At 60.9% G+C, this 12,945-nt stretch carries 13 protein-coding genes and 1 tRNA gene; 8 read left to right on the top strand and 6 right to left on the bottom strand.

What is annotated here, in order from left to right:
* Window positions 1–18: 18 nt before the first annotated feature.
* Window positions 19–1,053, bottom strand: a complete 1,035-nt coding sequence (locus PJE01S_RS19965; protein ID WP_068835414.1) for a microcin C ABC transporter permease YejB — start codon at window positions 1,051–1,053, stop codon at window positions 19–21.
* 21 nt (window positions 1,054–1,074) lie between these two features.
* A complete protein-coding gene (locus tag PJE01S_RS19960) occupies window positions 1,075–2,871 on the bottom strand; it encodes an extracellular solute-binding protein (RefSeq protein WP_245660877.1) in 1,797 nt (598 codons plus the stop codon).
* A 135-nt stretch (window positions 2,872–3,006) separates the two neighbouring features.
* On the opposite strand from PJE01S_RS19960, the gene fabI reads away from it, so the two are divergent.
* The gene (gene fabI / locus PJE01S_RS19955) at window positions 3,007–3,816 is read left to right on the top strand and encodes an enoyl-ACP reductase FabI (RefSeq protein ID WP_068835412.1); all 810 of its coding nucleotides are present in this window, start codon (window positions 3,007–3,009) and stop codon (window positions 3,814–3,816) included.
* A gap of 273 nt (window positions 3,817–4,089) precedes the next feature.
* On the opposite strand, the gene PJE01S_RS19950 is transcribed toward fabI, so the two are convergent.
* Both PJE01S_RS19950 and PJE01S_RS19945 read right to left on the bottom strand, forming a co-directional pair.
* Complete coding sequence (locus PJE01S_RS19950; protein ID WP_068835411.1) at window positions 4,090–4,857, bottom strand: GNAT family N-acetyltransferase; 768 nt, start codon at window positions 4,855–4,857, stop codon at window positions 4,090–4,092.
* 67 nt (window positions 4,858–4,924) lie between these two features.
* Window positions 4,925–5,272 carry a GFA family protein gene (locus PJE01S_RS19945; protein ID WP_068835410.1) on the bottom strand — a complete coding sequence of 116 codons (348 nt, stop codon included), beginning with the start codon at window positions 5,270–5,272 and terminating at the stop codon, window positions 4,925–4,927.
* A gap of 284 nt (window positions 5,273–5,556) precedes the next feature.
* Here PJE01S_RS19945 and PJE01S_RS19940 point away from each other — a divergent pair, with 284 nt between their 5' ends.
* A complete protein-coding gene (locus PJE01S_RS19940; protein WP_084389649.1) occupies window positions 5,557–6,483 on the top strand; it encodes a DNA ligase in 927 nt (308 codons plus the stop codon).
* Between the two features lie 80 nt (window positions 6,484–6,563).
* On the opposite strand, the gene PJE01S_RS19935 is transcribed toward PJE01S_RS19940, so the two are convergent.
* The gene (locus PJE01S_RS19935; protein WP_068835409.1) at window positions 6,564–8,852 is read right to left on the bottom strand and encodes an arginine/lysine/ornithine decarboxylase; all 2,289 of its coding nucleotides are present in this window, start codon (window positions 8,850–8,852) and stop codon (window positions 6,564–6,566) included.
* 192 nt (window positions 8,853–9,044) lie between these two features.
* Here PJE01S_RS19935 and PJE01S_RS19930 point away from each other — a divergent pair, with 192 nt between their 5' ends.
* The 6 genes from PJE01S_RS19930 (at window position 9,045) to PJE01S_RS19910 (ending at window position 12,605) form a co-directional block, all read left to right on the top strand.
* Entirely contained in the window at window positions 9,045–9,473 is a 429-nt protein-coding gene (locus tag PJE01S_RS19930) for an NfeD family protein (RefSeq protein ID WP_068835408.1), read from the top strand.
* An 81-nt stretch (window positions 9,474–9,554) separates the two neighbouring features.
* Entirely contained in the window at window positions 9,555–10,466 is a 912-nt protein-coding gene (locus PJE01S_RS19925; protein ID WP_068835407.1) for an SPFH domain-containing protein, read from the top strand.
* Window positions 10,467–10,498: 32 nt separating this feature from the next.
* Window positions 10,499–10,873: a DUF2237 family protein gene (locus PJE01S_RS19920; protein ID WP_068835406.1), complete on the top strand. Its 375-nt coding sequence runs from the start codon at window positions 10,499–10,501 to the stop codon at window positions 10,871–10,873.
* A gap of 66 nt (window positions 10,874–10,939) precedes the next feature.
* Window positions 10,940–11,029: transfer RNA gene (locus PJE01S_RS19915), tRNA-Ser, on the top strand.
* Between the two features lie 338 nt (window positions 11,030–11,367).
* Window positions 11,368–11,568: a hypothetical protein gene (locus tag PJE01S_RS25300; protein ID WP_157090401.1), complete on the top strand. Its 201-nt coding sequence runs from the start codon at window positions 11,368–11,370 to the stop codon at window positions 11,566–11,568.
* Window positions 11,569–11,741: 173 nt separating this feature from the next.
* Entirely contained in the window at window positions 11,742–12,605 is an 864-nt protein-coding gene (locus PJE01S_RS19910; protein ID WP_068835405.1) for a tetratricopeptide repeat protein, read from the top strand.
* A gap of 89 nt (window positions 12,606–12,694) precedes the next feature.
* Here PJE01S_RS19910 and PJE01S_RS25790 read toward each other — a convergent pair.
* The coding region (locus PJE01S_RS25790; RefSeq protein ID WP_218017538.1) for a hypothetical protein at window positions 12,695–12,945 on the bottom strand (251 nt) is incomplete at its 5' end.

Genomic DNA, 12,945 nt, shown 5'->3' with positions numbered 1-12,945 from the left:
GAGGCCGCTTCACGGGGGTCAATCAAACTTGACACGCGGATCTACCCACACATAGCAAAGATCGCTGATCAGCTTGGTTACCAGGCCAATCAGGGTGAACAGGTAAAGCGTTCCCAACACGACCGGGTAGTCCCGCCGGATCACGCTTTCGTAGCTCAGCAGGCCCAGGCCGTCGAGCGAAAACAGGGTTTCAATCAAGAGGGAGCCGGTGAAAAACGCCCCGATAAAGGCGGCCGGGAAACCGGTGATGATGGGGATCAGCGCATTGCGGAACACATGCTTCCAGAGCACCTGCCGCTCGCTGAGGCCCTTGGCGCGGGCCGTCAGCACATACTGCTTGCGGATCTCCTCCAGGAAGGAGTTCTTGGTCAGCACCGTGGTCACGGCAAAGCTGCCCAGCACCATGGCCGTGACGGGCAGCGCAATGTGCCACAGGTAGTCGGTGATGCGCGCGCCCCAACCCAGCGTGTCCCAGTTGGCCGAAGTAAGGCCGCGCAGCGGAAACCACTGCAACTGCCCGCCGAACACCACCAACAGCGCCACACCGAGCACAAAACCCGGGATGGCATAGCCCGCCAGCACGATCAGCGTGGTGACAAAGTCAAACCGCGTACCCGCCCGCACCGCCTTGGCCACGCCCAGCGGCACGGCAGTCAGGTAGCTGATGAAAAAAGTCCAGAGGCCCAGGCTGACCGACACCGGCAGCTTTTCCTTGACCAGCTGCCAGACATCCTTGTGCTGGTAAAAGCTGTTGCCCAGATCAAAGCGCGCAAACTGGCCCAGCATCTGGAAAAAGCGCTGATGCACCGGCTTGTCAAAGCCGTAAAGCGTCTTGATTTCCGCGATGCGCTGGGCATCCACCCCTTGCCGGCCACGGTAGCCGGCGCCCGCGGCAGCGGCCCGCTCGCCGCCTGAATCCCGGCCCTGCAGCTGCGCCACCATTTGCTCCACCGGCCCACCCGGCACGAACTGCACCATGACAAAGGTCAGCAGCAGCACGCCGAACAGGGTCGGAATCATCAGCAGCAGGCGCTTGAGGATGTAGCTGGCCATGATTGCTTTTCGGCTTCTTTCTTATTTGTTGGCGGGCGAGGCCCACCAGGTGCTCATGGCCCAGGTGTCGGCCTGGTAATAGGGCGGAATCATCGCCGGCAGCACGAACCGGCCGGGTCGGTAGCCGATAAAGAACTCATCGCCGTAGTACTGCGGCACCGAGTAATAGCCATGGGTCAGCACGCGGTCCAGTGCGCGCATGGCGGCACTGAGCTCGGGCCGGGTTTTGGCGGTCACGACCTTTTGCAGCAGGGCATCCACCGCCGGATCGGCAATCCCCCAGATATTCGAGGAACCCGGCGTGGCGGCGGCCCTGGAGCCGAACAGCTCCAGTAACTCGCCGCCCGGCGCGGTGCTGCCGGGCAGGCGCAGCGTCGTGATCTCAAAGTCAAAAGCGTCCATTTTCTGCTTGGCCAGCGAGAAGTCCACCGCCCGGTAGCTCATGGTGATGCCCAGCTTTTCCAGCGCCTTCTGGAAAGGCCCGACGATTCGTATCAGCGAGGGCTGGTCGTTGAGAAACTCCATGGTGAAGGCCTCGCCCTGGGCGTTGCGAAGTGCGCCATCGCGGTAGGTCCAGCCGGCCTCGCGCAGCAGCGCCTGGGCCTGGCGCAGGTTCTCGCGCAGGCTGCCCGGCGGCGTGGTGCTGGGCGACACGGGCACCGGGCCGAACACCTTGGGCTTGAGCTGGGCGCGCAAGGGCTCCAGCAAGGCCAGCTCGTCGGACTTGGGCAGACCTTCGGCATGAAACTCGCTGTTGGGGAAGTAGCCGTTGACGCGCTTATAGAGGCCGTAGAAGAGCTGGCGGTTCATCCATTCGAAGTCCATGGCCAGGCCAATCGCCTGGCGCACCCGTGCATCCTGGAACTTGGGCTTGCGCAGGTTGAACACATAGCCCTGGAAGTCGCCGGGGTTGCGGTTTTCAAAGGCGCGCTTGACCAGCTCGCCCGAGCTGAACTGCTTGCCGGTGTACTGGCGCGCCCAGTTGCGCGAGATGAATTCACGCAAAAAGTCGAACTCGCCGGCCTTCAGGCCTTCAAAACGCGAGGTTTCGTCCAGGTAAATCTTGAAGGTCACGCGGTCAAAGTTGAACTGCCCCTTGCGCGTCGGCAGGTCCGCGCCCCAATAGGCCGGGTCGCGCACATAGGTGATGTCGCGCCCCATGGCCGGGTTGGCGATTTTGTAGGGCCCCGAGCCAATCGGCACCTCGGACACGATCTGGTCAAAAGGCTTGGCCGCGCCTTCCAGCTTGCCTCCTTCCCGGCCCCAGGCCCGGCTGAACACCGGCATACCGCCCACCACCAGCGGCAGTTCCGGGTTGGGCGTCAAAAAGTCAAAACGCACCACGCGCTCGGACAACACCGTGACACCTTTGACTTCCACATAAATCGTGCGGTACTGCGGCGCGGCCAGTTTGCCCGTGAGCTGGGTAAAGGAATGCAGCACATCGGCCGCCAGCACCGGCGCTCCATTGTGAAACCGCGCCTTGTCATTGAGGTGAAACGTCGCGGACAGCTTGTCGGGGGCGACCACCACGTCATCGGCCAGCAAACCATAGGCGGTGGTGGGCTCTTCGGCGTTGCCAGTCAGCAGGCTTTCAATCAGCAGGTTTCCGATGCCGTAAGGTGCAGTGCCGCGCAGGGTAAAGGGGTTGAACTTGTCGAAGTTCGTTGGCCGGGTGGGCGGCACCATGCGGATCTCGCCGCCCTTGGGCGCCGCGGGGTTCACATAATCAAAATGCGCGAAGCCGGGCGGGTATTTGATGTCGCCAAACTGGGCGTAGGCATGCGCGGCCCAGGCGGCCGGAGCAAGACATGCCATCAGGCCCATCGTCAGGGTCCGTAAAAAATAGAAATCCCGCATGCGACAATTCTGCCCTACTTACCTTGGCCAACTTCGGGCCTCATGCCGGCATGAGGCGCTGGGCCGACTCAACGAACACACTGGAGTACAAGCATGGGTTTTCTCGCTGGCAAAAAATTGTTGATCACGGGCGTGTTGTCCAACCGCTCCATCGCCTACGGCATTGCCAAGGCCTGCCACGCGCAGGGCGCCGAGCTGGCCTTCAGCTATGTCGGCGAGCGTTTCAAGGAGCGCATCACCGAGTTCGCCGCCGACTTCGACTCCAAGCTGATTTTTGACTGCGACGTGGGCGACGACGCGCAGATCGACAAACTGTTTGCCGACCTGTCCAAAACCTGGCCGACCTTTGACGGCTTTGTGCACAGCATCGGCTACGCGCCGCGCGAGGCGATTGCCGGCGATTTCCTGGACGGCCTGTCGCGCGAGGGCTTCAAGATTGCCCACGACATCAGCGCCTACAGCTTTCCGGCCATGGCCAAGGCGGCCCTGCCCTACCTCAACGACAAGTCGGCCCTGCTGACGCTGACCTATCTGGGTGCCATGCGCACCGTGCCCAACTACAACACCATGGGCCTGGCCAAGGCCAGCCTGGAAGCCTCGGTGCGCTACCTGGCCGAGTCGCTGGGCCGAACCAAGGATGGTCGTGGCATGCGCGTCAACGGTATCAGCGCCGGCCCTATCAAGACGCTGGCTGCCAGCGGCATCAAGGGCTTTGGCAAGATTTTGAGCGTGGTCGCCGAAGCCTCGCCAATCCGTCGCAACGTGACGATTGACGATGTCGGCAATGTCGCGGCCTTCCTGCTGAGCGACCTGGCCAGCGGCGTGAGCGCCGAGATCACCTACGTCGACGGCGGCTTCAGCCACGTGGTGGGCGGCATTGCCGAGCCGGCTGAAGCCGGCTGAAGCCGGCTGAAGCGGCATCAGCAGGCAAGGCGGCGCTGGGCCTGAACACCCGGCCCGCCAAGTTAGCTATCAAATTAATAGCGTCTTGCACCCATTCTTTCTGGGCTGGGGGCAAAACGGTCATCGCAAACTGGCCCGCGGCCTGTCCATGCGATCAAGCGCCTGAATATTCGGTAATATAAAACTGCCGCCAGCCCATGCGCCACAAGCGCAAGAAACTATCAAAAACATAGCATCCGAGGGTCTTGAAGCGCGGCTTGCGCTTGGGCGCCATCAGGCCCGTCGCCAGTACTCGTAACACCAGGCCGTTTCAAACCCGGCGCGCCGGTAAAGCGCCCGGGCCGGCGCGTTGCCTTCTTCCACCTGCAAGAAAATGCGCTCAAACCCTCTGTGCAGAGCGGCTTCCGCCAGCCCGGCCAGGACGCGTCCGGCCAGCCCGCGGCCCCTGCAGGATGAGTCGGTGCGCATGCCGTGCACGCTGGACCAGCCATGCCCAAAGGCCATGGCGCCGGCCGCCACGGTTTTTCCGTTCTCGCGCACACTGGCGTAAAGCGAATCACGCGCCCGGCCCAGGCTCTTCACGCGGCTGGCGCCATCAACCGGATCGAAGCCCTCGCCCACAAACAGGGCCGCCCAGGCCGCGTCGGGGGCGCTGGCGGTTTCGGCGGGCTCCTGCCTTGAGACTTCGCGCATGGCCTTGGCCGAGCCCACCTGGACCAGCACCGGACGCTCGGTCGGGTGATAGCCGCGCCGTATCAGCGCGTGCCGCAAGGGGTCGAAGCAGGGCTCGGTCGCCAGACGAAACACCGCCGGCATGCGGCGGGCCTGGTAACGCGCCTCGAGACGGTCCAGCACCGCCGCATCGATCGCCGCATGGCGCAGCGGCACCGCGCTATGGGCGCGGCCGACCGTTCCGGGATCGAAGGGCAGGAGCCAGCCGTCCAGCTCTTCAAGGGCTTCGGGCGACACGGCGGCAGTGGTGGCCCGTTCGATGGCGTCGATGTCGCGAGGGTTCAGGTGCAAGGTGGGCGAAGGATTCATCGGAATAGTCTGGGGATGTCTGCGGCCCGGTCACGGGAAAACGGGCAGCGCGTATGACATGGAAATTTCAATGCGAGCGGCCGTCGAAATGCTGCACCGGAATGGTCGAGAGATCCAGGCCTTCGAGGCAGCGAATATTGATCGCGGCCATGGCATTTCCGGCCGGGTCGCGGCCCTCACCATAAGGGTGAATGCCGCACACCGCACAAAAACGGTGCCGGATCACATGCTTGTTGAACAGGTAGGTGCTGGCATTTTCGTCGGGCGTCAGCAGGCGCAGCTTGTCGCGCGGCACGAACCAGAGCAGCGATCCCTTTCGCGAGCACATCGAACAATTGCATGCGAGGACGGAAGTAGGCTCTCCATCCACCTCGAACGCGACCCGCCCGCAGTGGCAGCTGCCTTTGAATGTCATGGCGTGCTCCTTGCTTGAAATAAGGCACCCCAGGTGTCCGGGTTTGAAGAATGACCGGGCGTGAGCGTCGGCATCCCAGCGCCCAGCTCCGCCAGATCGAAAGAGCAAACTTTACGTGCCTGCGGCTTGAAGTCAAGACGCGCCCACGGCATGTCGCATGCGCTTGCCTGTCCGGCCCGCTTTGGCAACAGTCGGTTAATCTTTCTTACTACTTTTTTGATAGCTACCAGCGCCCGTCCCGCCTTGGATAAAGGCATAATCTGGCACTCAAAATAAATTCCCGCATGCCAGTTTCACCAACGTCTCTTCTCCCCGTCTCGCCGCCCGGCCGCCGGCTGTTCCGCCAGCACACGCTGCATGTGCTGCTGGCCCTCGCCGGCTTGCTGGCGCCTGCCCTGCCCTCGCTGGCGGCCGATGGCGGCCCGCCGCTGATGCTGGCCAAGGTCTATAGCGGGGGAATTTCGCTGCCGGATTACTGGGTCAGCGAAAAACTCGACGGCGTGCGCGGCTACTGGGACGGCGAAAAGCTGCTGACCCGCGGCGGAGAGCGCATTGCCGCGCCGGCCTGGTTCACGGCGGGCTGGCCCAAGATGCCCATGGACGGCGAGCTGTGGGCCGGCCGCGGGCAATTTGCCAAGGCGGTATCCACCGTGCGCCAGCAAGCCCCTGACGATGACGCCTGGCGGGCCATGCGCTTCATGGTGTTCGATCTGCCGGCGCAGGGTGGCCCGTTCACCCAGCGCATTCCGCTCTTGAATGGAATGGTCAGCCGGATCGACCAGCCCTGGGTGCAGGCGGTGGCGCAGTTCAAGCTGGCCAACCACCAGGCGCTGCAAAGCCTGCTGGCCAAAACCGTCAAAAGCGGTGGCGAGGGCCTGATGCTGCACCGCGGCGACTCGCTTTACAAGGCCCAGCGCACGGATGACCTGCTCAAGGTCAAAACGCATGAAGATGCGGAAGCCCGGGTGATCGCGCACATTCCGGGCAAGGGCAAGCACGCCGGTTTGCTGGGCGCCCTGCTGCTGGAGATGCCGGGCGTGGATGGCAAGCCGGGGCTGCGCTTCAAGCTCGGCACCGGCTTCAGCGACGAACAGCGCCGGACACCGCCCCTGGTCGGCAGCACCGTCACCTACCGCTTTCGCGGCCTGAATGACAGCGGCATCCCGAGGTTTGCCAGCTTCCTGCGGATTCGCGAAGACCTGGCCTCCTGAAGCAGAAAGCCCGCGATGCGGGCTTTTTGACGAAGGGCCTGGCGCAAAGGCCGGCTTGTGGCCCGCGCCGATCGCGGCGCCTAGTCCTTCACGCAGTCGGCGTAATGGCGCACCACGCCGCTCTCGTCCACCTCGGAGACCAGTCCGTGGATGTCGGTGCCAAAGCCCGGGCACTGCTTGTTGAACTCGCGTGAAAACTTGAGGTAGTCGACGATCTTCTTGTTGAACACCTCGCCCGGAATCAGCAGCGGAATACCCGGCGGATAAGGCGTGACCAGCCCGACGGTGATGCGGCCCTCCAGGTGATCGATCTCCACGCGCTCGGTCTTGCGGTGCGCAATATGGGCATAGGCATCGCTGGGCTTCAAGGCCGGCTTCAGGTCGCTCAAATACATGTCGGTGGTCAGGCGTGCGATGTCGTGCTTGGCGTACAGCTCGTGCACATACTGGCACAGATCGGCCAGTCCCATGCGTTCGTACTTGGGGAATTGCTGGCAGAACTCGGGCAGGATGCGCCACATGGGCTGGTTCTTGGCGTAATCGTCCTTGAACTGCTGCAGCGCGGTCAGCAAGGTGTTCCAGCGGCCCTTGGTGATGCCTATGGTGAACATGATGAAAAAGCTGTAAAGCCCGGTTTTCTCCACGATCACGCCGTGCTCGGCCAGGAACTTGGTCACGATGCTGGCGGGAATGCCGGTCTTGGCGAACTTGCCGTTCAGGTCCAGGCCCGGCGTGACGATGGTGGACTTGATCGGGTCCAGCATGTTGAAGCCCGTCGCCATCTGGCCAAAACCGTGCCAGTTGTTGGCCCCGTTCCTGGCGGTCTTGGCGCTGCGCGACTCACCCTTGATGATCCAGTCCTGCGCCCGGCCAATGCCCTCTTCCACGAGCGTGTCCGGCCCCCAGACCTTGAACCACCAGTCACTGCCGTATTCCTCGGCGATTTTTCGCATGGCGCGGCGAAAGTCCAGCGCCTCGGCAATGCTCTCCTCCACCAGCGCGGTGCCGCCGGGTGGCTCCATCATGGCCGCGGCCACGTCGCAGCTGGCAATGATGCTGTACTGCGGCGAGGTCGAGGTATGCATCAGGTAGGACTCGTTGAAGAGGTGCCTGTCCAGCTTGGTGTTCTGCGAGTCCTGCACCAGCACATGGCTGGCCTGGCTGATACCGGCCAGCAGCTTGTGAATCGACTGCGTGGCATACACCACCGCATTTTTCGGCCGGATGCGGTTCTTGCCCATGGCATGGTAGCTGCCATAAAACGGGTGAAAGGCCGCATGCGGCAGCCAGGCCTCGTCGAAATGCAGGTTGTCCACGTAACCGTCGAGCATGCCCTTGATGGTTTCGGTGTTGTAAAGCACGCCGTCATAGGTGGATTGCGTCAGCGTCAGCACGCGCGGCTTGACTTTTTTGGAGTCCACACCCTTGAGCAGCGGGTTGGCCTTGATCTTGGCCCTGATGGCCTCGGGCTCGAATTCGCTTTTAGGGATGGGGCCGATGATGCCGAAATGGTTGCGCGTGGGCTTCAAGAACACCGGAATCGCACCCGTCATGATGATGGCATGCAGGATGGACTTGTGGCAGTTGCGGTCCACCACCACCACGTCGCCGGGCGCCACCGTGTGATGCCACACCATCTTGTTGCTGGTCGACGTGCCATTGGTCACAAAAAAGCAGTGATCGGCATTGAAGATGCGCGCGGCATTGCGCTCGGACGCCCCCACCGGGCCGGTGTGGTCCAGCAGCTGCCCCAGCTCTTCGACCGCATTGCAGACGTCGGCACGCAGCATGTTCTCACCATAAAACTGGTGATACATCTGCCCGACCGGGCTCTTCAGGAAGGCCACGCCACCGGAGTGCCCCGGGCAGTGCCAGGAATAGGAGCCATCTTCCGCGTAGTCCAGCAAGGCCTTGAAAAACGGCGGCTGCACGCCTTCCAGGTAGCTTTTGGCCTCACGGATGATGTGGCGCGCGACAAACTCGGGCGTGTCCTCAAACATGTGAATAAAGCCATGCAGCTCGCGCAGGATGTCATTGGGGATATGGCGCGAGGTTTTTGTCTCGCCGTACACATAAATCGGCACATCCAGATTCTTGCGCCGCACCTCTTCAATGAAATTGCGCAAGTCCAGAACCGCCGGATCCAGATCAGGCCCGGGCGTGAACTCCTCATCATCAATCGACAAAATAAAGGCGCTGGCGCGGCTTTGCTGCTGCGCAAACTGGGACAAATCCCCATAACTGGTGGCGCCCAACACCTCAAAACCCTCGGTTTCTATGGCCTGCGCCAGCGCGCGAATACCCAGTCCGGAGGTATTTTCGGAGCGGAAGTCTTCGTCAATGATGACAATCGGAAAGCGGAATTTCATGGCGTTAGCGGCAATTCATGGGTGCCCTGAACCTGTCGGAGGGCATGGGAACGCTCAATGGGCATAGACAGGTTGAGCCCGAACGGTTGGATTTAAGACTGCGAAGTGTACGGACATATTGTGGCCATACGCTTGCGCGCCAGTCTAAAGGCCCCAAAATGTAGCGCACCAAAGACAACAAAAGGAGTATGCATGAGTGAATCTGCCGTCTGGTGGCTGCTGGCGGGGGCCGCCGTTGCCGTTGAACTGATGACAGGGACTTTTTACCTGCTGATGATGACCGTGGGACTCGTCGCCGGCGCGGCGGCTGCCCACCTCGGACTGCCCCTGATCGGCCAAATAGTGGTCGCGGCGGTGGTTGGCGGGGGCGCTGTCGCCGCATGGTATGGCTATAGAAGTCGCAGCCCGGCGCCGCTGCCCGCCAATGCCAACCGGGATGTCAACCTGGACATTGGCGAGGCGGTACAGGTTGTGCAGTGGAATGCAGACGGCACCGCCACCGTCAAATTTCGCGGCGCCAACTGGACGGCGGTCGCTGCCGATCCCGCGGCGCCCGCGAGCCCGGGCAATTTCCGCATCAAGGAGATGCTGGGCAACCGTCTGGTCATAGAAAAGCTGTAGGCTTGGGGAAGTGCCCGGGCGCAACAGCAGCGCCCGGGTGGAATTGAGCTGTTCGTATAAAACAAAATTACTGGAGGAAGCATGGAAATCGCACTCGTCATCCTGATCGTGGCTGGCATTTTTATAGTACGCAGCATCAAGGTGGTGCCGCAACAAAACGCCTGGGTGATTGAGCGTTTGGGGAAATACCATGGCAGCCTGACGCCAGGCCTGAATTTTCTGGTGCCTTTTGTCGACCGGGTGGCCTACAAGCACAGCCTGAAGGAAATCCCGCTCGATGTGCCCAGCCAGGTCTGCATCACCCGCGACAACACCCAGCTGCAGGTCGACGGCATCCTGTATTTCCAGGTGACCGACCCGATGCGTGCCAGCTACGGCTCATCCAACTACATCGTGGCGGTCACGCAACTGGCCCAAACCTCGCTGCGCTCCGTGATCGGCAAACTGGAACTCGACAAGACCTTTGAAGAGCGCGACATCATCAATGCACAAGTGGTGGCCGCGATTGACGAAGCCGCGCTGAACTGGGGCGTGAAGGTGTTGCGCTATGAGATCAAGGACTTGACGCCGCCCAAGGAAATCCTGCACGCCATGCAGTCGCAAATCACCGCCGAACGCGAGAAGCGCGCACTGATTGCCGCCTCCGAAGGCCGCAAACAGGAGCAGATCAATATTGCCACGGGTGAGCGCGAAGCCTTTATCGCCCGCTCCGAAGGCGAAAAGCAGGCGGCCATCAATAATGCACAAGGGGAAGCCGCCGCCATTACCGCGGTGGCGGAGGCTAATGCGAAAGCGATTGAAGTCGTTGCAGCCGCGATTCGGCAACCAGGCGGCGAGCAGGCCGTGCAGCTGAAAGTGGCGGAAAAAGCCGTCGAGGCCTATTCAAGCGTGGCCAACGATGCCACCACCACCCTGATCGTGCCCAGCAACATGACCGAAGTGTCGGCCCTGATCACCTCGGCCATGAAAATGGTGCAATCCAACAAGGCCTAGTGCCTGGTTGATCACCCAGAAGAGGCAAGTCCATGAATGTCAAAAATGTGCTGGGTACTGAATTGCGGCCCTGCTCTTACGACCCGCTGACCGGCTACTTCCGGGATGGCTGCTGCAATACCGATGAATCCGATCTCGGCTCTCACCTCGTGTGCGTGCGGGTGACCCAGGCATTTCTGGCGTTTTCCAGTGCCTGCGGCAATGACCTGGTCACACCGCGCCCCGAACACCGCTTTGCCGGGCTCCAGCCCGGCGATCGCTGGTGCCTGTGCGCCAATCGCTGGCGGGAGGCGCTGGAGGCGGGCTTTGCGCCGCCGGTGATTCTGGAGTCCACCCACCGCAAGGTCCTGGAATTTGTCACCCTGGCCCAACTGGAAAAGCACCGGTTTCAAGGCGCAGTTCACTAACCGGAACATTTCGTGCGGTCATGGAGTCGAATCAAGCTCAGGCACTGCTACAATGTGAGGCTTCGCGGAAGGGTGGATGAGCGGTTTAAGTCACACGCCTGGAAAGCGTGCGTGGGGTAAAACCCACCGCGGGTTCGAATCCCGCCTCTTCCGCCAAAGATTAATCTAGATTGATCTAATACAGCCTCCAAACTGTCCTGAAAGCCCCGCCAGCCGGGGCTTTTTTGTGCCTATTCATCTAAGCCAGTCTTTTGACACCCAAGCAACTTGGGGGCGTAGTTGGGGGAACATATCAGCGAAATTCGCTGACCACCTTGGATATTCCCCCAAAATGCCTCTAATCGATACCGCTTGCAAGAACGCAAAATGCCCCGCTGACATCCATGCAGGACAGCGCCTACAAACACAGTAGCGCGCCCCTGACCTACACCCAAAAAGCATGGCCGCTTAATTGCGCAGCAGACGATGTTGTCTGAGCTTCCAAGGAACTTGATATGACACCCAATGAGCAGCAACGCCAACCTGGGCAGCAGGACCAGCAGAACCCAAAAGAGCAACAAAAGCAAAAGCAACAGCAAGGCCAGAGCGATCAGCAGCGGCAGCAGGGCGGCAACCCCGCCGTAGACAAGAGCAAAATCACTCCAAACAGGCCCAATGAAGGTGACCAGCAAAGGGCCTCCAGATTTGACCGTTGATAGAAGCAACCCTCATCAGCCCGCTTAATGCGGGCTTTTTTGCGCCTGGTCGGTCCGAGGGCCGCCCGAGCGTTACAGGACCGATATGCACCCCTCTTGTTTTTGAAGAGCACGTCATCAACTTGTTGTGGCAAAGTGCATCTGTCTTTAAAAGGTCTTTACAAGGAATATCCATGCAATACGCATCCGTCATTCAGCGCGCAGCCAGATGGCTTGTGGTCGCCGCATTTTTGAGTTTCGGTTTCGCGATGGCTCAGTCTGAGCCCAGCATGAACGAGATTTATGCAACGGCCCAGGCCGGCAAGCTGGACGAGGCTCAGAAAATGATTCTGCACGTCCTGGTGGCGCATCCGAACAGCGCGAAGGCCCATTTCGTACAGAGCGAGCTTTTCGCGCGCCAGGGCAATTTGGGCAAAGCGCGGGACGCGTTGACCGCGGCCGAAAAGCTGGCCCCGGGGCTGCCATTTGCCAAGCCCGAGGCAGTTCAGGCCTTGCGCTCGCAGCTCTCTGCGAGAAGCGCATCTGTCTCATCGAGTGATTCCACACCGCGTAACTTCGCACCGGCGACTTCTCCTTCATCGCCATCATGGATCCTGCCTCTTTTGCTGGCCGGCGGCGTGATCGCTGCGGGCTATTTCATCTTCCGTCGCAGAGCGCCGGTGCAGCCGGTCCAACAACCAGTCTATGCAAATCAGAGTGGCTTGAGTGGTCCTCAGACCTTTGGAAGTGCCGCAACAACAATGCAGCCACCTGTTGGCCAGCCTCCTGGAAGCGGCCTGGGTGGCCAAATCATGGGTGGCGTGGCCACGGGCCTGGCTGTGGGCGCCGGAGTGATGGCGGCAGAGGCCATTGGCAGAAAGTTGATGGGGAACCATGGCCAGTCGGGCCTTCCGCTGGAAAACCGTTCAAATAACGACTATCAGCCCAGTACAACCAACACCGATATGGGTGGTCAGAACTTTGGCGTAACCGACACCGGCTCTTGGGATGATGGCGGCTCTGTTGATGTAGGTGGCGGTAACGACTGGGACACCTGAGCGAGGCTGTCATCGTAGTTGAAGGCCTTGGTATGGGGCGCTATTGATTGACCGCTTTCCCGCATTTTCAGTTGTATGCCTGCGACGTTTCAAACTTCGTTTCGGTCAATCGACGAACCCCCTCGCCTTCTACCAGGTAAAAAGACGGTGGCTTTTGGGAATGGGGGAATCGTTGGAGGAATACGGGTTCCTGAAGAATACTTAAACTTGGCATTTATGCGGTCTGCAGCTCGATAGGCCGACGACGCCTCCTCAATATTGGTTGGGCAATCTCCAAAGCCTGACAGGGTCGCAAGAGCCATAAAAAAAGCCACCTTGCGGTGGCTTTTTTTTCTGCTGA

The sequence above is a fragment of the Polaromonas jejuensis NBRC 106434 genome (assembly GCF_001598235.1).
Classification (GTDB): domain Bacteria; phylum Pseudomonadota; class Gammaproteobacteria; order Burkholderiales; family Burkholderiaceae_C; genus Polaromonas; species Polaromonas jejuensis.
Note: the sequence above shows the minus strand (reverse complement) of the source record. Positions and strands in the feature narration are given on the sequence as shown.